The sequence below is a fragment of the Mycolicibacterium septicum DSM 44393 genome (genome assembly GCF_000455325.1).
Lineage (GTDB): Bacteria > Actinomycetota > Actinomycetes > Mycobacteriales > Mycobacteriaceae > Mycobacterium > Mycobacterium septicum.
This window is the reverse complement of sequence record NZ_HG322951.1, coordinates 3,758,617-3,776,621: the sequence shown is the minus strand read 5'-3', so window position 1 is coordinate 3,776,621 and position 18,005 is coordinate 3,758,617. Positions and strand designations below refer to the sequence as shown.

Sequence of the window (18,005 nt, the reverse complement as noted above, 5' to 3'; positions counted from 1 at the left end):
CAACGCACCCGGACCCGTGTGCGCACGATGCGCGGTGTTTCCGCGGCGCGGGCGGTGTGCCCGGTGTGTGGGCAGGACTGGATTGTCGGTATCGAGCATCGGTCGTCGGCCATCTACTGCTCGCATCGGTGCCGAACCCGCGCCTGGCGCGATAAACGTTCGCCGCAGCCGTCACCGTGACGCCTACCCGAACGGGTTGTTTGGACGACGAATATCCCCGTTGAACAGCGAAAATAGGGGGCGCATCGGTATTGCGGTCGAGTGATCACCGCTGCACAATGCGGCGGTACCTATCCGTAAACGTTCGCACATCGCATCACGACAAGACGGTATTGCCGTCGCGATCGGCAGCGGCGTGCGAGGTCGGGCATGGCGAGGAGATGATGTCGATGCCGACCATGGTGGGAAACGTCAGCGAGCGTCATTACAAGACATTGGTGCGCGAGGGACGCACGCTGGTTGAGCAGCAGGCCCACGCCCAATTCGGCCTGGGAGACCTCGCGCTGAAAGTGGCACCCATGCAACCCCGCGGCGGCGAACACGCCGCCGAACCGCTGATGAGCGTGGGATACGGCCTTGCGCGGTTCTCCGAAGACCTGGGCATGCCGGTCAAGACCCTCGACACTTACCGATGGGTGTCCTCGCGCTGGCCGAAATCCGAACGAGTAAAAGGCATTTCGCACTACATTCACAAGATCCTGGCCGGCCTGGACGACCGGTTCGACGTGATTCACCGGCCACCGGCAGACGACACCGGCCACGATCGGTGGACAGTGGACACCGCGTGCCGCGCCGCGGGCTGGAAATCACCGATCCCCAAAACCCGGCAGGAGAAACTCGACCGCATCCACGAGCTGGCCAACGACGACAGCATCGCCACCGAAGCCACCAAGAACTTCCTGAACCGGCCCAGTGTGGCGTTCCACGCGATGGCCGACCGCACCGCTCGGCACGCGGTCAACACCGCCCAAGTCGAGCAATCCCGCCAAGCCATCGTCTGCGCCCGCCAGCGCACCCCAGCGATACCCCGGATCGAACACAGCGCTCAATACATCGAACTGATCGCGATGTGCGCCCAATTCGTCGCTTCCGCCGGCCGCGCGGTGCCGCATCTTCGAGGTCACACGTTCACCGTCGAGGAACGAGAAACGGTGCACACCAATATCGCTCGGGTGCGCAGCACCGCAGACTGGATCGAAACCGCAGTCGACACCGGCGACGTCAGTCTGGACGAAGCACTCGCACGCCTACTCACCGAGGCGTAGGACCATGGCCAGCCGGTTACCCAGGCATATTTCGGGGGAACGGGTTCTGGAAGCGCTCATCGCCGCCAAGCCAGGCCGGCTGTCCACCGCACAGCTGACCAAAGCGACCGGACTCTCACCCAACCAGGTACGGGCCGGGCTCGTGTGGGTCAAAGAATACGGCGCGCTCCAGCACGCAATGCCGCTGACGTGGACCCGCGACGGCCACGGCGTCACCGACGAACCACAGGACTGGATCGCCCACGAGCGCACCGCAGTGCACGGCCTCTACACCCGCGTACTGCGCCTGGTGACCGGCACCGCCGAACCACACGCACACCGCACACCCGAAGACCCCTGGATCCGCCTCTACCTCGACCAACTCACCGGCGTGCGCGCGTTTCTCGACGCAACCAGCCGACTTCCACCACCCACCCCGGCGGGCATCCCTCCGCACAACGGCCAGCGGTAACCACCAGCACAGTGGGCTGCGACCTTCGACCCAGTAGACGGACCTCGTTGTGTTTGATCCGCACGTACCTGAGAACGTGCAGGCCGAGAATCTGTGCCCACATCAGTTGTGGCAGCGGCATTCAGCGTCAGGCGCACACTCGACCGCGGCAACCTGAAGGACGCATTCAACGCCGCGTAGCGCTGCGGCGAGGCATGAAGCTGTGCGACAAGAGTGTGGCGCCGCCAATGTTCCTCGGTTTCGTGGTGAGCCGCACGGCTGGAACTGTCTGTAGCCCAGTGCGGGGGTGTTCTCGACGATCGCTCACGGGGATAGGGGTTGGGTCTGCGACGGTGAGCGACACGCTTATCCGGTGTGCCCTACTCGATGATCTGGGTTCGGGGTTCGGCAGCGCGGTGGATCGACCCGGGATCGCCGAGTGGGGGTTGTGGGATGGGAACCGGATCGAGGGGCTGGGCGTCTAACTGGATGTGGATGCCGAGGATCGCCAAGCGCTGGTGGACGAGGGATTTGATCCAGATGACCCGCAGGTGGTGATGGCCATCGATTTGGTGCGGTGGGAGTTGTCGCTGCTGTTGACGAGCCCTAGCGATCTGAGCGGTCTGGTTGACGGCAACGCCGGGTGGTGATGAGTGCAGGGGTTTGGGATGCGGCGAGCGACGTTGAATAGCGCCGCCGGCAGCAACATGACCGGGGCCGATGATCTCGGCGCAGTGCATGTGGGGCCTCCGGCGGCACCAGTTCAGCGGTGACGCGTACCGGTCAGCTCTCTGCCGTCACCGATGGCCATCATCACCCTCGATGAGCAAGCACTTCGGCTTGCCCATCTCGTATTGGGGAGGCGGTCAGTTCGTGAGCACCTGATCCCAGCGCGACTCCCCCGTGACCGGTGGTCGGCTGGATCAGCTCACGCTGCCCGGTCATCTCCTGAGTGCTGATGCGAGTCCACGATGGACCTGTTGACCTCAGCGAGCCACTGGTGTGTTCGTGCTCGGTCGCTCGACGTTATCCAGAGCCACTGGTACGCCTCGGTCCCGATCGGGGGGCAGAACTACTGCCCGAGCCCGGGCTCGGGCAGTAGCGCACCGGCATCGGTTGTGCGCTTACTCGCCCGGTGATCCTAGGTCTGCGTCTAAGGGTGGCAGCACGTGATACGCAAGATGGAAGCGGTCATCGAACTCACCGTGCCGGTGATACTGACTATCGCTTTCGAGCGTGATCCATACGTCGGCGCCCTCTTGGATCTGATTCGGGTGCACCGTCCAACTGAGAGTGACTTCCTCGCCCTTGCGGCCGTCTTCTGTGACCATCGACCCGCCCCGGCTTTTCACCCGAAGGTCCCATCTGAGCAGCCGGCCGTGCGGGTCTGAGCCGATGCACTTGAACGTGATGCAGTCCCCAGGGCGCACGCACAACTCTGCTGGCGTCCCATTGCGGGGCTGGCGTCCAAAAGAATCGGTGACAGAGACGATTTCGGGATAGTACTTCAAGTCTGGTCCTTGTTCGCTGCGCCAGATTGTCACTTGATTGGTGATCTCTCCAACGATCCCCACCACGAGTGATTGTTCGAATGGGTACAGTTGTCGCCCATGCATCGTTGGATTGCGGAAACCCTCTAGGCGATCCATGTAGGTTTCGAAGTACTTCTTCTTACCGAGGATCGGCTCGAACCTCGCCCAATTCTGATCGCGACCGATGATCTCTCTGAGTTGGTGGAACTCCAGGTACTCGATTAGGTCGCTCGACGCGATGGTCCCCCGCCGCTTGGCCATTTCAGCGGCCAGCTTGTCCTCGAGGCGGTCAATCCTGACCGCTGGATCGTCCCGCCAGCCCTCTGCCATCACTTCCCGTATGAGATCGCGAAGCACCCGCTCGACCAGGGTGATCGCTTCGTAGGGCTGCACGTGACAGACAGTAGTCGCTCGGGTCGACCAGACTGTGGACAACGATGCCAGCAGCGCCAGAGCCCCCAGCGGTAGCCAGGCACGCCGCCTGCGTGGCTAGGGCAACAACCACCGCACAGCCCGACTACGCCGACCCAACTGAACGCTGACCACACGGTCATCAACCGATTTGCGCATCCAAAACGCCACCGTCGCAATCTCGGGCATCCTGCGCGTCGGGCAAGGGCAATCCGACGAAAGTCGCCCGCAGGTACGTGTGCTGCGACCCACGACGCTGTGATGTGATGGCCCAAGATCTCGCGAGAAGGATTGCAGCTGATGCCGACTCCCACCAAACTCCGAACGCCCGGCCACCATGTCTGATCTGCCTCACCGCCGAGCGCCAGTCCGCAGACATCTTGGTCTTGGCCGCACGCTCAGCGCACTCGCCGCCGGTGCGGCCACATGTGTGGGCTTACCTCCGGCCGCATACGTCGTGTTAGCCCACGGGTCACCGAACTGGGCGGCCTTTTGGCAACACGCGGCCCAACCGTACGCAACGTTGGCGGCCGGTTTCGGTGCTATCACCGCTGGTGTCTTGGCCTACTACAGCGGCCACTACACACGTTCCGCCGAAAAGGAACGTCACGACGCTGAGCAGCTACGGTATCGAGACGAGCGAGCACAAGAAGTTAGACGCGACCTGCACGCTCGATTCACTACGGCTACAACGCAACTCGACAGCGCAACCGTCATGAGCCGACACGCTGGAGCTCACTCCTTGGCGGCACTGGCAGACGACTGGCATGCAATCGACCCTTCGAGCCGCCAGATCCAGGCATGCGTCGACGTCTTATGCTCCTATCTACGACGACCGTGGGATCCGTTGGACGACAACGCAGACATCGCAGAGGAACGCGTCGTCCGCGAGACAATTTCGTCGGTACTCCGGCAGCACCTACAACCTGATGCATCGCCTAACTGGTCAGCATGTGCGATCAACCTTTCAGGTGCCCACCTGCACGACCTCGATTTGAGCGGCGCCCGTATAACGTCGGCCGACTTCTCCGGGGCAAGTTTCACCGGATACGTCGGATTCGAGGGAACGGCCTTCAACGGATCGGCCGAAGACGCAATAACATTCGACGGCGCGACGTTCACCGCAACGGGAAGCAGGGACTGGACGAACTTCGCTGACGCGACCTTTACTGCGGACGCGATACTGGGTATCAGCTTCGAAGGCGTGACATTCCTGGCGCGCGAAGAAGGGCGCATATCCTTTCATTCCGCTCATTTCGACTCGCGGCGCGACGGCGGACTATCGTTTATTCAATCGACGTTCAGCACGGACGGCGCCGGAGCGATCAGTTTCGAAGCTGCCCACTTCACGGCAACGAACCCAGCCCGGCAAGTATTCACCGACGGACAGCTGCCCGATTGCATTACCTTCATGTGGGCCACATTTGCCGCCAACAGCAACGAAGGGATTACGTTTGACCACGCGGTGTTTCGTGCAGACCGCGGTCGCATCCGATTCACAGAAGCGACGTTCGTTACTACTAACCACGCGCGGATAACTTTCCGCGAAGGGGTATTCCTAGCCGACCATGATGGTCAGACTACGTTCGACGGCTCAAGTTTCCACGGAGACGGAACAGTCTCGTTCGCAAACCCCGGGCACTGGAACGGCACGAGTTTCGACTGGGACTCCGACCCCGACAGCATGCCGCCCGTTGTTGACCCGCAACAATGGCCACCGAAGCCAAGAAGCACCTGAGGCGTTCAACGCATGACGTTAAGCCTGCCAACGGGCGGGAGCACGGGTACTCGCGCACAATGAACAGTAGCTCGAATCACGGCATTGCCACCGACGCCTGCTCACCGACGACCACTGGGCTTCAATCGAAACCACCTCCGTCCGGCACCCTCACGTCAACGCGGAATAGTCCAGCCTGACCCGTCCAAGACGAGTCGAGCGATCAGGTCGCAGCACCGCCGTGCCGTCATCATCCCAGACACCTGTCAAGACCGATACGGTAAGGCCATGGCAGACAGCAGAGGCTTCCACACCCACCGCACTGAGGCTGAAGACGACCTCTCCAGGGCCTGGACGGCTTTCAATAATGTTGATATCGGGACACTTTCACCCGCAGAGCTCATAGGCTACGCGCAAGCGCGCGCCACGATGGGAGTCGCCCATGCACTGTTGGCCCAGGTCGCGCTAGAGGATCAACCTCCTCTGCCGCGCTGAGCCTCCCGAACGTCTGGTTCGACTAAACGTGCCTTGTGCGGGCTCGGCCTTTGGCCGAGCCCGCAGGCGCACCCGTGGTGCGTGCTTCGCGTTAGTCGTCCTGGTAGCAGGGAATTTGGAGCAGATCTTCGCCGTCGAGGCGGCCGTGCCTACGCCTACCAGTGGAAACGGCGGTTGTACTTGAGATCCACCGATTCCCGGGCTATGCGTCCTGCATCCACCAGCGTCACGATCGAGTCGTACATTTCGTCGAGGGGCTCTGTCGGCCCACCGCGTAACTCGTTGATGCGCTGAGCTGCCTTGTATCCGCAGTACAACCCAAACATCGCATCGAACAGAACGCGCACCTTCGCGTACTCCGGTATGGAGTCCGGGGACTTCACGGCAATGGACAGATTCACCGGATTCGCGTGTGCCAGGTTCGAGAGGCGAGCATAGAAGTTGTCATCCTCCAGAAATCTCAGGCGCCGGCCGTGGACTTTCTTGCTGTTTCTTTCCTCCTCGACATACATCGACGCCACCAACTGGTCTTCTTGGCTGGTCTGCTTCGGCTTTTTTAGGCCATGCGTATCGATCCAGCGTTGAATCTCATCAGTCTCGGAGTTCATATGGCCATGAGCCTTATTCGCGACGCCTGTCTTCCAAAAATGCAGAGACAGGCTGCAGCGGTCCCATGCCGATAAGCCGGGGTCGCTCAGGCGAAATGCTTTCGCCGAATACACCGCGGTCGCTCGGGCGAGGACCGCAGGTGACACCGCCCACTGCGACGGGCTGTTCAGGACCGATGCCGAGGCGAAGAGAGTTTCGCCGGCTCCACGCAGGCACAGGGACGCTAGCTCGTGCGCATCCTTGAGCGGCTGCTGCAAGCCTTCGCTCTCGTTCCACCCGTGCTCTGAATCGAACACCTCGATGTCGATGCCAGGTTCTACGCAGCGCATCCTCGACGTCTCGTTTAGCAGATGCGCACCGGTGACGCTGACAACGACGGCATTGAGGAGTAATTCGTCAATGGCCGACATCAGTTCGTCGTCTGGAGCAAGTTCGTCGTTGCATTCGGAAACAGTCATGTCGTTACCGTATCCGCTAGGTCCAATCGATTACGGAATGGCGTGGCGGGACCGAAAGATTCTGTGCCGCAGAGAAAAAGTTCATCGGCGAATCCTGCCGTTGTCTGGCACACGACAAGCTCGCTTGCCCGCCTGATGAGTCGAGGGCCTCAGTCTCGACGTTGCGCTGTCCGCATCTCGTCGCCTTCCATCGCCAACCTGGACACCGGGCACCGGACCTCCGACGCCCGCCCGCATCACCGTGGCCGCTGCTTCCCGTGCAGGTTGAACTTTCAGGTACGGCTTGCAGATCGGCGGTCTACCCGACGGACCTCACCGACGTGCTCGTTGGTGACCCGGCAGTAGAGCCGGCCCGCCGCGATCACCTCCGGAGCTTCCAGGTACGGCACGCAACGACCGGGCCAAACGGTTACCGAACATGCGAGTTAGCCGAACTTTCCGCAGCAGAAACGCTAGCGGATCCCGACCACGGCCCGACACTCTCAAGTCTTTCCGGATTCCGCCCGACACTCTCACGTGTTCGCGGAATAATCGCCAGCGGATCGGTCCGCGACTAGTTGAAAGTACCCAGGTCACAGCACCCTTGTACTCTCAACATTTCCCGGATCGGACATCGCTTTCTTCGCCCTTTGGCGGAGTCACGTCCAGGAGCCTCTCGTGCCCAACCATCATCCATCTCGCTCGTGGCGCGGCTGTGCGATGTGCAAGCCGCATAAGCGACGTGGCGCCGGCCGAGCCACCAAGGATCCGGTCGCAACCCGACGGCGCCTGGGATACGCACGGCGGTACTCGCGCCGATCCATCGGTGGCGACGGCTACTGACGCCCCTCCACCCGTTCCCGCGTCCCCGCTGCTAATTTCGTCACAGTGACGTTTTGTCGGCTTGTGCCTGTGTGTCGATTCGGTTGCCTTACAGGCGCTTTCGGCCCCCTTTGGGTTGGAGTGAGTCTCGCAGCGGCTCCAGGCATCGCGCCGGTGATAGCGTCGTTGGTGAAGCGCAAGGAGTTGGACAGATGGCGATCAGGATGGGACGGACCAGGCGGCGAGTTGCACTGCTCTTGCCTCTGACGGCAGCTGCCACAGCGCTCGTGGCCGGCTGCGGTGTCGATTCGTCTCAACCGATCGCATCAGATGATCCCGTGACGACGCTGCCGGTGCCGGCCAATGTTCCGCCTTTTCCGTTGCCCAGCGACATTCCGCCGGTGCCGTTGCCGAGTGCCATTCCCATTGTGGAGATGCCGAACGAGATTCCGCGGGCGCAACTTCCAGCCGACGTGCCGCAAGTTGAGATGCCCGGTGCGATTCCCCGGATTCAATTGCCCTCCGCGATCCCGCCTATCCCCTTTCCGTGACCAGCCAGGTGCCCGACAATCGTCACTGTGACGTATTGTGTTGTGCTGCAACATATTTCGCGCGATGAGTTGTCACATCACGTTGCCGACGCCCGGTGTGTAAGACGGTGACACCACACCACTGGTCGCGACCATCGTTGTGCAGGTGACCGTACCGCTGAAATTGGCCGCGGCCGCGCGCACGTCGACCATCGGTGCGGTAATCGTCACGCCGCCATTGGATTCCAGGACGATCTCGGTGCCGTTGGGGTGAAGCAACCGCACTTCCTGTGCGGGCTCGTCGATCACCACCTGATGTCCGCTGGGTAGCGTCAGGGTCCGTACGGCAGGGATCGGCGGCTCTCGCCATAACCCGCCGATCACGTAGGGAAAATTGGGATCGCCCGCCTCGAACGCGACAAGTACCTCCGCTCCTACGGCCGGCACCTCCTGAGCGACACTCACGACGGGCTGCGCGATCGGCGCCCACAGCATCCGGTCGCCCGCGGCGTCGGCTAGACGGATCTTGATCCGTCCGGCCGGCTCCGGATCGATGTTCTCCACCACGAGGCCGCGGTAGACCCCGAACACTCGCTCGTTTGTCATGCCATCGATGATCACGCCGGTGGCCCCGACAATGTGCGTGTTGGCCAAAATGTGCGTGGCCGAATCCACGCTCGGAGACTGCCGCGGATCCATGACATGCACGACTGAAAAGAAGAATCCGCGCGCCAGAAATTCAAAACAGAATGGGGTTTGATGCGCCTATTGATGCATCAATTCAGACTCGCGGAATATTCAGCGTTTGCACATCAGATCGACGTACGCGGTCGTATAGCGCACGAGATTGTTCACTCTGCCTGTCGGGCCGCGTTGCACCCAGGAATGCTTGACGTCGGTTCCCTGACGCACCGCGGTCACCGTGCATTGGTCCATCGGTGCGTTGCCGACCTTGTTGAGGATCACCCGGAATCCCTGGGCCTCGAGCTCACTGATTGTCGCTTGAGCTGATGTATGACCGGTCGGCGCCGCCGACGCCACCGCAGATGAGCTCAATCCCAATGCAGCCGCAGCTAAGGCAACGACAACGCTCCCCGTGATCCTGCCGCTCGACAATTCGCTTCCCTTTCCGACTATTATTCAGTGCGCTCGCTATTCGTGTGCACGGAATTAATGTCCAGTTTAGCCACGTCTAAATATTTGGCCAGGAATTCATATATGACGCATAACTATGCCCATAGGAAATGCATAGCCGATTCATGCGGATTTCAGACACGACCACAAAACGTCGAGGTTGTGGCGGGAGCTCAGGACGGAGCGGTAGAGCCGGCGTGGCGGCGACGCGATGAGTATCGCTCCGCGGCGGGGTCTTACTGAACATGACGATGACGACGAGAGTGCTGAGTGTGTCAGTTCCGGTTTCCGACCAGGACGCCGCGCTGAAGTTCTACACCGAAGTGCTGGGATTCGAACTCCGCACCGACGTGGAGGTCTGGCCGGGTGCGCGCATGATCGAGGTTGTGCCGCCGGGCTCAGCAGTCTCCTTGGTGCTCCTGCCGCACGACAGCCAGATCCCGATCGCGATCCGGTTGGGCACCTCTGATGCTCAACAAGCCCACGACAAGGTCCGTGAGGCCGGAGTGCCGCTGCACAACGCCGAGCTGGTCCGGATGGAGGGAATACCGGCGATGTTCTCCTTCACAGACTCCGACGGCAACGGCTTGGTCTACCTCGAGGACACAGACCCGAGCGATTCCCGCTGACCACCCCAACACCCTGGGGGGGGCCGGCTGATGGTGTTGGCGCGTGGCAGCCCTGACGAACAGCTGTCCGCGCTAGATTTGCCCTGGTTTGTAGGCTTCGAACATGCCGTTCAATGCCGGTGACGTCTTTGCCGGGTACACCATTCAGCGGCTCCTCGGTGCCGGTGGCATGGGCGAGGTCTATCTCGCCCAGCATCCTCGCCTGCCCCGTCTGGATGCACTCAAGATTCTCTCCGTGAGCACCACGCGCGACGACGAGTTCCGCGCCCGGTTCACCCGAGAGGCGGAGTTGGCCGCGGCGTTGTGGCATCCGCACATCGTCGGGGTGCACGACCGTGGTGAATTCGACGGCCGGCTGTGGATCTCGATGGACTATGTCGAGGGCACCGACGCCAAGCACCTGATCGAGCAGCACCCGTCTGGAATGCCGTTGCAGGATGTGGTGGAGATCGTGACGGCCGTCGCCGAAGCCCTCGATGTCGCGCACGAACGGAACCTGCTGCACCGCGACGTCAAACCGGCGAACATCCTGGTCACACCACCGTCGGGAAGTGCCCGGCGGCGCATCCTGCTCACCGATTTCGGCATCGCCAGGGAGGCCGACGACGCGAATGGCCTCACGGAGACCGATGTGGCCATCGGCACCGTCGCGTATGTAGCGCCCGAGCAGCTCACCGGGAAAACACTCGATGGCCGGGCAGACCAGTACGCGCTGGCCGCGACCGCCTTCCACCTGTTGACCGGCGCGCCTCTCTTCGACGACGCCAATCGCATCGTCCAGGCCGGCAACCATCTCTACACACCGCCGCCTCCGCTGTCGGGGCGTCGTCGCGACCTCGCCCATCTCGACGCCGTGATGGCCAAGGCGCTGGCGAAGCAACCCGGCAAGCGCTACGCACGGTGTCTGGACTTCGCCCGGGCGCTGGGCGGGAGTACGGATGTGTCGACCGCGCCCGAGCCGGTGCCGGAGCGGGATACCGAGCCGACTCCCCCGGATGCCGGTCCGCAGACCGCCCCGCTGGAGATCTCCGACGATCGCGAGCCGAGCAGCTCGCCGGAGACCAAGCGGTTGGCCATGCTCACGATCCTGGGCACAGCCCAGGGGGTGCAGAAGCGACCATCCGGACCTGACGGCGAGGAGGAGGTCTGGACCTTCCGCCTGGAGCGGTACGAATCGACCGGTGAAGCGCACACCGTCGTGCCGGTCGAGCTCCGTGGTGACTCCATCGCGGGCGAACTCTCCGACGGGGATGTGGTGGAGGTCAGCGGCTTCTGGGATAACCGAACGCTGTTTGCCGACTCTGCGGTCAATCATTCGGCTGGGACCCGCGGACGTCGTCGGCGCCCGTCGTTCGAAATGCGGTCCGGTAAGCGCCGCGGTGCTTTGGCATCTCGCCCGGTGCGGATCGTGATGGTGCTGGCCGCGATCGCTACGATCGTTGCCGCGTCCATCGTTCTCGTCCGCGGGTTGGGACCGTCCTCGCACACCGGCCCGGGCCCGATTGTGACGCCCGAGAGCGCGACCGTGTTCTCCCCCGGAGGCTCACCAGACCATCCGGACCAGGCGGGTCTGGCCATCGACGGCAACCCCGCCACATCGTGGCCCACCGACATCTACCAAGATGCCGCGCCGTTTCCCGCCTTCAAAGAAGGCGTCGGCCTGATGCTTCAGCTCCCCTCACGGACCGCTTTGAGTGAGGTCACGATCGACCTGCCCAGCACCGGAACAGAGGTCCAGGTTCGTGCGGCTGACACGGCCGACCCGAAAAGCCTGTCCGACACAACCGAGTTGACGCCGAACGTGGCGCTACAGCCCGGGGAGAACACGATCACCGTCGACAATCAGACGGAAACCTCAAATGTGCTGGTGTGGATTTCGAAGTTGGGCACCGTCGACGGGCAGAGCCACACGGCCATCTCAGAGATCACGTTGCGGGCCGCAGGCGATTAGCCCAGCTCTAACAACCGCTTGGGGTGCATGCCGTCGACCTGGCCGATGAACGGTGGATGGATGCTGTAGCCGAGCATGCGGCGGATGTCCTCGGACACCGCGCGCACCGTGTCCCGGGTCATCGACAGGGTGAACGCCTCCTGCGGGCGCAGCCACGGTTCGCAGTACTGCGCAGTCAGCGCCAGACGTGCATTCGCGGATCGATTGGCGCCGCCGCCGTGCCACAACGTGCCGAGAAAGAACACGCATGACCCGGCGCTCATCACCACCGGTGCGCGTTCGGCGGGCTCGGGCAGTCGATCGCCCCACTGATGGCTGCCCGCGACGATGTCGGTGGCGCCGTTGTCGGCGGTGAACTCGTCGATCGCCCAGATCGTGGCCGCGCCCAACGCTTTTCGCGGCCTGGGAAGCGGGTAGAAGCCATCGTCGGTGTGCAGCATCTGCGCCTGCTCCCCCGGCAGAATCCTGATGACCTGCAGCATCGACAACAGGTAGTTCGGCATGAAGAGCCGATCCAGCAGCGCCAGCACGCGCGGATGGTCGGCGATCCGGTCACAGGTGCGGGTCTTGTTCAACACGCTGTACACCCGCTGGGTGGCGCGACCTTCGAATCCGTTGCGGCCCCGCGGATCCAGCAAGGGATCAACCGACTCCCGAATCGCATCGAGTTCGGCCGGGGTGAGCAGGTCGGGCAGGATCACGTAGCCGTCGCGCAGCACCGCCGCCAGATCCGCGTCGGCCACCGCCGGATCGACCTGTTCACCACTGCTGGGGGTCCGCCGGTACGTACCGGCCAGGTCGCCCGCCAACTCCGTCAACGATGTCACTTCAGTGCTCATGATCGCCCCAAACCGAAACATAACTGACTTCTGTTATGGTCCGCACTATGGCACGGGCCCCGATCGGACGTCAACAACTCCTCGACGCTGCCCGCGACGAACTCGTCCAGGGAAACGGTGTCATCGAGCTCAGCGGACTGACGCGCCGTGCCGGGCTCAGCACCGGCGCCCTCTACCACCACTTCGGGTCGAAAAGCGGCCTCCTGACAGCGATCTACGACGGCTTCTACGACGGACTGCGCCACGCGATCGCCGACGCCCACCTCCCCACCGGCGATTGGGCCACTCGTGAACGCGACCGCACCCACCGCTTCGTGGCCTATCACCTCGCCGACCCACTGGCGCCGATCCTGCTCAACCGCACCGCCAGTGACCCGCAGCTGACCGAGCTCGAGGCCGCCTACATCCGCAACCTCATCGACAATGCCGCCGCCAACATCCGCCACGGGCAGCAATCAGGTGAACTCCCCGTCGACCTGGATCCGGACAGCGCCGGGGCTTACGTCATCGGCGGCCTGCGGCACGGGATTGCGGAGCAACTCCGGGTTGCCCCGACGCCGGACGCCGAGCAAGCGACACAAACACTTTGGCGGTTTACCGCTGCGGTCCTCGGCATTTCCTAGGCCTACGGACGGGGGTTGGCCACGGCCGTCAGCCCCGATCATCCTTCCCGCGCCCGGTGATCCGGTTCAGGGCGGAGACTCCCGGAATGTTGGTCAACAGCCGGAAGACATCGTTGCCGGTGTTGATCAACGATTCGAGTTGCGGCAGGAGCCGGTCCAACGTCCGGAACATCGGGTCGGCCATCGCCATAACCCGTTCGGTCCGGTCGATCGTGGTGTTGAGCCGCTCGGTCGCGACAGCGAGATTCTCCAGCAAATCGGGCAACTGCGCGGCGAGTTGAGCCGACGCCGGCGGAATACGCATCGCGCCGCTCGCCACCGCCTGCGCGGCCTCTACGGCCGACTGGGCTGTCCCGACAGCCGCCTGAGCGGCCGACTTGAGGTCGCTGGGTTTGGGAACTTTCTGGCTACTCATAGGGGCAACTGTCCCCCCACCTTGACCGCACCGTTGCTCGATCCAGCAAAATCGACCCGCGCCTGTCGCCAGGCGATCAGCGAAGGGCAAACTTGATCAGTGGCACGCCGCCGCGCTGACAACGCCGGCGAGCGCATCCAGCCGGATGACCCGAACGGAAGGACCCCACCATGAGCACACCCCGGACCCCGATCGACCCGGACGCACCGGTGCTCGTGACAGGCGCCAGCGGGTACATCGGCAGCTGGATCGTCCGGTACCTCCTCGAAGCCGGCCACACCGTCCACGGCACAGTGCGCAACCCGCAGAAGACGTCCGGCCTCGAGCATCTACACAAGCTCTCTGCCGACCATCCCGGTCGGCTGAAGCTGTTCAAGGCGGACCTGCTCGAGCCGGGCAGCTTCGACGAGGCCATGGCCGGATGTGAGCTCGTCATGCACACCGCGTCGCCGTTCCTGCTCTCCGGCTACAAGGATGCGCAAGAGGCGCTGGTCCGCCCGGCGCTGGAGGGCACCCGAAATGTCCTGGACTCGGTCAACCGCACGGACAGCGTCAAACGTGTGGTTCTCACCAGCAGCGTGGTTGCGATCTACGGAGATGCCCGGGAGACCCGGGATGTCCCCGGCGGTGTGTTCACCGACGAACACTGGAACACCACCAGCAGTGTCGACCACCAGCCGTACCCCTATTCCAAGACCGTGGCGGAGCAGGAGGCCTGGCGGTATCAGAAGGCGCAGGACCGCTGGGACATGGTCACCATCCACCCGGGCCTGGTGCTGGGTCCTTCCCTGACCAACGCCAGCGACTCGGCCAGCCTGAGCACGATGAAACAGTTCACCGATGGCACCCTGCTCGCCGGTGCTCCCGCGTTGACCATGGGCGTGGTGGACGTGCGTGACGTCGCCGATGCCCACCTGCGCGCCGGGTTCACCCTCGCGGCCCACGACCGCTACATCGTCAATGCCGACTCGCTGAGCCTCCTGCAGATCGGCAAGGTGCTGCGCCGCCGGTTCGGACCGTTCTATCCGTTCCCGAGGATGACCGCACCCAAGGTGCTGGTGAAAGCCATCGCTCCGGCAGCCGGGCTGACGCGCAAGTTCGTCGATCGAAACATCGGATACCCCTTGGCATTCGACAACAGTCGTAGCCGCAACGAACTGGGCCTGGCCTATCGGCCGGCCGAGCAGACCGTCACCGATCACTTCCAGCAGATACTCGACGACGGACTCGTCCGCCGGATGCCGGGCAGCTAGTCCACAGGCTCCGGCGGCAGTCCGTACTGCACCGCAATACCCGTGAGCAACATCGTCATTCGCTGCTGAAAGCTGCCTTCGCCGAACGGGTCGTAACCGGACTGCGCGATCGCACGCAACGTCGGATAGTCGGACGCGGGACGTTTGGCGGTGAGTTTGAAGATCCGGGCCAGCCACGGCTGTCCGCTTTCAGCGTGGAGGTGCTCGCGGTGTGCCTCCGTGACGCTGCCGATCGCCATCGCGCTCACCGCCGCCCAGACCGCCATCGCATCATCGGGGGCCAGGCCGTGCTCGGCCAGCGCCTCGACCGCGTCGCCGTTGCACTCCATCTCCATCTCGTCGCGCACCCCGCCCGTCACGAACTTCTCCACCAGTGCCGGCTCGGACGCCAGCACCGTCCGGATGTAGGACGCGTAGCTGCGCATCCAGGTGGCCCAGTGCTCGCCGGCGTACCGCGGCGGCGGGGAGTTGACCAGCGCACTCTCGGTGGCCAGGCGCAACAGATCGTCCTGGTTCTTCACGTGGTGATACAGCCCAGGAAGACTGACGCCGAGGTGTTCGGCGACCCGCCGCATGGTGACGTTCTCGGTGCCGATCTCCAACACCGCAGCGACTATCGCGCTCTTGTCGATGCGGGGCGGCCGGCCACGGCGCGGCGCTACGTCGTTGGAGGTCACGGATCCTCCTACCAGGCGGGACACTCTCGATCTGGGGGTTGACGTTAATCGATGCGAGTTCTAAGAATCAATATGAAAATTATGATGACCACGGGAGAGATGAATTGACTGACTCCGCGCACCGGCAGAACCGTCAGGTCCTGCTGCGCCGCCGCCCCAATGGACTGGTCTCCCCCGACGACACCGAGATGGTGACCGTGCCCGCGGCGGTGCCCGCGGAGGGCGAAGCACTGCTGCGGACCACCTATGTCGGCATCGACGCTGCCGCTCGCACATGGCTGGACGGCGAGCCCGGCTATCTTCCGCCCCTCGAGCTGGGTGAGGTGGTGCGGGTGGCCGGTATCGGCGAGGTCGTCGAATCACGTTGCGATGCCTACAAAGTCGGTGATCTCGTGACCACCCTGACCGGACTGCAGGATTACGCGATCATCCGCGACGACCTGTTCAGCACGCCGGTGGTCGGGTACACGGATCCGCTGGCCGTGATGTCGATCTACGGGCCGACCGGCGCGACGGCCTACTTCGGCATGAAGGGTGTCGGCAATCCGCAAGCCGGCGAGACCGTCGTCGTATCGGCGGCCGCGGGTGCCACCGGATCGGTGGCCGGCCAGATCGCCAAGATCGCCGGCGCTCGGGTGGTCGGTATCGCAGGGGGCCCGGACAAATGCCGGGTGGTGGTCGAGGATTTCGGCTTCGATGCCTGCGTCGACTACAAGGCCGGCGACTTGACGGCCGCGCTGAAGGAAGTGTGCCCCAACGGGATCAACGTCTACTTCGACAATGTCGGCGGCGACGTTCTCAATGCGGTGCTGGCCAATCTGGCGCACAAGGCGCGGGTGGTGATGTGCGGCATCATTTCCAGCTATCTCAACGGTGATCATCCCGGGCCGTCCAATTACGTGAACCTGCTCGCCACCGCCTCGACCATGCAGGGCTTCATCGCACTCGAAGAGTGGGCGCGCTTCGACGAGGCGTTCGCCGCGCTGCAGGGTTGGGAGCAGCAGGGGCTGTTGGCACACCGTGAAACCGTGTACGAAGGGCTGGAATCCAGTATCGACGCGCTCAACGGACTGTTCACCGGCGCGAACATCGGCAAGATGCTGGTGAAGATCAACGAACCGAGCCAAGGGTGACGGCGACGGATCCCGGCCGGAGCATGGCGCCTGCGCCCGGGGTGGTCGATACCGCCGACGAAGTCGACGCCCAGTGGCTTACCGCCGCGCTGAACTCGTCGGGCATCGCCGCCACGGTGCGTCAGGTGACGGCGGAACGGGTCGGAACCGGCCAGATGGGTTCCTGTGCACGACTGTTCATCGACTACGCCGACGGCACCGGCCCTGACCGGCTGATCATCAAGCTGCCTGCCACCGACGCCAACAGCCGGGCCGCCGGCACACTCAGCTATCGATGCGAGACCAGCTTCTATCGCGACTACGCACACCGGATCGGTGCGCGGCTCCCCCACTGCTACTACGTCGCGGCGGATGCAGAATCCAACGGCTTCACCCTGTTGCTGGAGGACCTGGCACCGGCCGAGCAGGGTGATCAGATCGCCGGTTGCACAGTGGACGAAGCCCTGGCCGCAGCGGTGAACGTTGCCGGGCTGCATGCATCGACCTGGAATGATCCGGCGGTGCGTGAGCTCGACTGGTTGATTCCCGACCTCACCGCGATGCCCGAGTTCGCCGCCGAGCTGCTGGCCAATGCCACCGAACAGTTTCTCGGGCGGTACACACTGTCGCCGGACACCGCCGCTGTGCTGCAGCGGTTCTCCGACGAGTTCATGAGCTGGGCGGCCGGACGACGGGAGCCGTTCGCACTGCTGCATGGCGACTATCGCCTGGACAATCTGCTGTTCGCCGAGGCCGGTGGCGCCGACCCGGTGGTGGCGGTGGACTGGCAGGTCATGTCAACCGGCCTGCCCCTGCGTGACGTCACGCTGCTGGTCGCGCCAGGTCTGTCGGTCCCGGACCGCCGCGCCGGTGAGCGTTCGATCATCGAGGCCTACCACCGCCGGTTGTCCGAACTCGGTGTCACCGGGTACAGCCTCGAAAGCTGTTGGGAGGATTACCGTTACGCGCAGTTCCAGGGACCGTTCGTCACCGTGCTGGGCGCACTGGTCGGTCAGCCCTCCGAGCGTGGCGACCGGATGTTCACGGTGATGGCCGAACGGTCGGCCACCGCGATCGCCGACCTCGACGCGTTCTCCCTGCTGGGCAAGTGAACAGAAACAGGA

The 18,005-nt window shown here is 63.5% G+C and carries 19 protein-coding genes; 12 read left to right on the top strand and 7 right to left on the bottom strand.

Annotated elements, in window-relative coordinates; translation table 11 throughout:
• Nucleotides 1–389 precede the first annotated feature (389 nt).
• From TX88_RS17735 to TX88_RS35580, 4 genes are all read left to right on the top strand, one after another.
• The gene (locus TX88_RS17735; protein WP_043369900.1) at nt 390–1,265 is read left to right on the top strand and encodes a DUF6192 family protein; all 876 of its coding nucleotides are present in this window, start codon (nt 390–392) and stop codon (nt 1,263–1,265) included.
• 4 nt (nt 1,266–1,269) lie between these two features.
• Complete coding sequence (locus TX88_RS17730) at nt 1,270–1,716, top strand: hypothetical protein (RefSeq protein ID WP_019347190.1); 447 nt, start codon at nt 1,270–1,272, stop codon at nt 1,714–1,716.
• 332 nt (nt 1,717–2,048) lie between these two features.
• Complete coding sequence (locus TX88_RS35585) at nt 2,049–2,180, top strand: hypothetical protein (protein WP_019347191.1); 132 nt, start codon at nt 2,049–2,051, stop codon at nt 2,178–2,180.
• A 33-nt stretch (nt 2,181–2,213) separates the two neighbouring features.
• A complete protein-coding gene (locus tag TX88_RS35580; protein WP_264010420.1) occupies nt 2,214–2,345 on the top strand; it encodes a hypothetical protein in 132 nt (43 codons plus the stop codon).
• Between the two features lie 474 nt (nt 2,346–2,819).
• On the opposite strand, the gene TX88_RS17725 is transcribed toward TX88_RS35580, so the two are convergent.
• A complete protein-coding gene (locus TX88_RS17725; protein ID WP_019347193.1) occupies nt 2,820–3,620 on the bottom strand; it encodes a hypothetical protein in 801 nt (266 codons plus the stop codon).
• Nucleotides 3,621–4,485: 865 nt separating this feature from the next.
• Between TX88_RS17725 and TX88_RS34270 the strand changes: the two genes are divergently transcribed.
• Nucleotides 4,486–5,376: a pentapeptide repeat-containing protein gene (locus TX88_RS34270; protein WP_161494442.1), complete on the top strand. Its 891-nt coding sequence runs from the start codon at nt 4,486–4,488 to the stop codon at nt 5,374–5,376.
• 629 nt (nt 5,377–6,005) lie between these two features.
• Here TX88_RS34270 and TX88_RS17715 read toward each other — a convergent pair.
• On the bottom strand, nt 6,006–6,917 hold the full coding sequence (locus TX88_RS17715) for a hypothetical protein (protein ID WP_019344750.1): 912 nt from the start codon (nt 6,915–6,917) through the stop codon (nt 6,006–6,008).
• A gap of 1,139 nt (nt 6,918–8,056) precedes the next feature.
• Between TX88_RS17715 and TX88_RS33360 the strand changes: the two genes are divergently transcribed.
• On the top strand, nt 8,057–8,269 hold the full coding sequence (locus TX88_RS33360) for a hypothetical protein (RefSeq protein WP_244438448.1): 213 nt from the start codon (nt 8,057–8,059) through the stop codon (nt 8,267–8,269).
• A gap of 72 nt (nt 8,270–8,341) precedes the next feature.
• Here TX88_RS33360 and TX88_RS32835 read toward each other — a convergent pair whose 3' ends face one another.
• Both TX88_RS32835 and TX88_RS17700 read right to left on the bottom strand, forming a co-directional pair.
• Complete coding sequence (locus TX88_RS32835) at nt 8,342–8,854, bottom strand: phage baseplate assembly protein V (protein WP_162563157.1); 513 nt, start codon at nt 8,852–8,854, stop codon at nt 8,342–8,344.
• A 192-nt stretch (nt 8,855–9,046) separates the two neighbouring features.
• Nucleotides 9,047–9,289: a hypothetical protein gene (locus TX88_RS17700; RefSeq protein WP_244438447.1), complete on the bottom strand. Its 243-nt coding sequence runs from the start codon at nt 9,287–9,289 to the stop codon at nt 9,047–9,049.
• A 365-nt stretch (nt 9,290–9,654) separates the two neighbouring features.
• Between TX88_RS17700 and TX88_RS17695 the strand changes: the two genes are divergently transcribed.
• A complete protein-coding gene (locus tag TX88_RS17695) occupies nt 9,655–10,011 on the top strand; it encodes a VOC family protein (protein ID WP_244438446.1) in 357 nt (118 codons plus the stop codon).
• 103 nt (nt 10,012–10,114) lie between these two features.
• Nucleotides 10,115–11,962, top strand: a complete 1,848-nt coding sequence (locus tag TX88_RS17690) for a serine/threonine-protein kinase (RefSeq protein WP_044518555.1) — start codon at nt 10,115–10,117, stop codon at nt 11,960–11,962.
• On the opposite strand, the gene TX88_RS17685 is transcribed toward TX88_RS17690, so the two are convergent.
• Entirely contained in the window at nt 11,959–12,801 is an 843-nt protein-coding gene (locus tag TX88_RS17685; RefSeq protein WP_044518554.1) for a phytanoyl-CoA dioxygenase family protein, read from the bottom strand. The two genes, TX88_RS17690 and TX88_RS17685, sit on opposite strands and share 4 nt — an antisense overlap.
• Nucleotides 12,802–12,848: 47 nt before the next feature.
• Here TX88_RS17685 and TX88_RS17680 point away from each other — a divergent pair, with 47 nt between their 5' ends.
• Nucleotides 12,849–13,424: a TetR/AcrR family transcriptional regulator gene (locus tag TX88_RS17680; protein ID WP_044518553.1), complete on the top strand. Its 576-nt coding sequence runs from the start codon at nt 12,849–12,851 to the stop codon at nt 13,422–13,424.
• A 28-nt stretch (nt 13,425–13,452) separates the two neighbouring features.
• Here the strand turns inward: TX88_RS17680 and TX88_RS17675 are convergent, their stop codons facing one another.
• Entirely contained in the window at nt 13,453–13,839 is a 387-nt protein-coding gene (locus TX88_RS17675; protein ID WP_044518552.1) for a hypothetical protein, read from the bottom strand.
• A gap of 170 nt (nt 13,840–14,009) precedes the next feature.
• Here TX88_RS17675 and TX88_RS17670 point away from each other — a divergent pair, with 170 nt between their 5' ends.
• Nucleotides 14,010–15,092, top strand: a complete 1,083-nt coding sequence (locus TX88_RS17670; RefSeq protein WP_209446999.1) for an SDR family oxidoreductase — start codon at nt 14,010–14,012, stop codon at nt 15,090–15,092.
• Here the strand turns inward: TX88_RS17670 and TX88_RS17665 are convergent.
• Nucleotides 15,089–15,769 (bottom strand): TetR family transcriptional regulator, encoded by a 681-nt coding sequence (locus TX88_RS17665; protein WP_044518551.1) that lies wholly within the window; start codon nt 15,767–15,769, stop codon nt 15,089–15,091. The two genes, TX88_RS17670 and TX88_RS17665, sit on opposite strands and share 4 nt — an antisense overlap.
• A gap of 104 nt (nt 15,770–15,873) precedes the next feature.
• Here TX88_RS17665 and TX88_RS17660 point away from each other — a divergent pair, with 104 nt between their 5' ends.
• Nucleotides 15,874–16,902: an NADP-dependent oxidoreductase gene (locus TX88_RS17660; RefSeq protein WP_044518550.1), complete on the top strand. Its 1,029-nt coding sequence runs from the start codon at nt 15,874–15,876 to the stop codon at nt 16,900–16,902.
• Complete coding sequence (locus TX88_RS17655) at nt 16,899–17,993, top strand: phosphotransferase (RefSeq protein WP_049925037.1); 1,095 nt, start codon at nt 16,899–16,901, stop codon at nt 17,991–17,993. The genes TX88_RS17660 and TX88_RS17655 overlap by 4 nt, the downstream gene beginning before the upstream one ends.
• Nucleotides 17,994–18,005 lie beyond the last annotated feature (12 nt).

Bases quoted from the DNA above. Each gene is read 5' to 3' on its own strand.
- TX88_RS32835 (WP_162563157.1), bottom strand. From the start codon at position 8,854: ATGACAAACGAGCGAGTGTTCGGGGTCTACCGCGGCCTCGTGGTGGAG.
- TX88_RS17690 (WP_044518555.1), top strand. From the start codon at position 10,115: ATGCCGTTCAATGCCGGTGACGTCTTTGCCGGGTACACCATTCAGCGG.
- TX88_RS17670 (WP_209446999.1), top strand. From the start codon at position 14,010: ATGAGCACACCCCGGACCCCGATCGACCCGGACGCACCGGTGCTCGTG.
- TX88_RS17730 (WP_019347190.1), top strand. From the start codon at position 1,270: ATGGCCAGCCGGTTACCCAGGCATATTTCGGGGGAACGGGTTCTGGAA.
- TX88_RS17715 (WP_019344750.1), bottom strand. From the start codon at position 6,917: ATGACTGTTTCCGAATGCAACGACGAACTTGCTCCAGACGACGAACTG.
- TX88_RS17735 (WP_043369900.1), top strand. From the start codon at position 390: ATGCCGACCATGGTGGGAAACGTCAGCGAGCGTCATTACAAGACATTG.
- TX88_RS17685 (WP_044518554.1), bottom strand. From the start codon at position 12,801: ATGAGCACTGAAGTGACATCGTTGACGGAGTTGGCGGGCGACCTGGCC.
- TX88_RS17675 (WP_044518552.1), bottom strand. From the start codon at position 13,839: ATGAGTAGCCAGAAAGTTCCCAAACCCAGCGACCTCAAGTCGGCCGCT.
- TX88_RS17680 (WP_044518553.1), top strand. From the start codon at position 12,849: ATGGCACGGGCCCCGATCGGACGTCAACAACTCCTCGACGCTGCCCGC.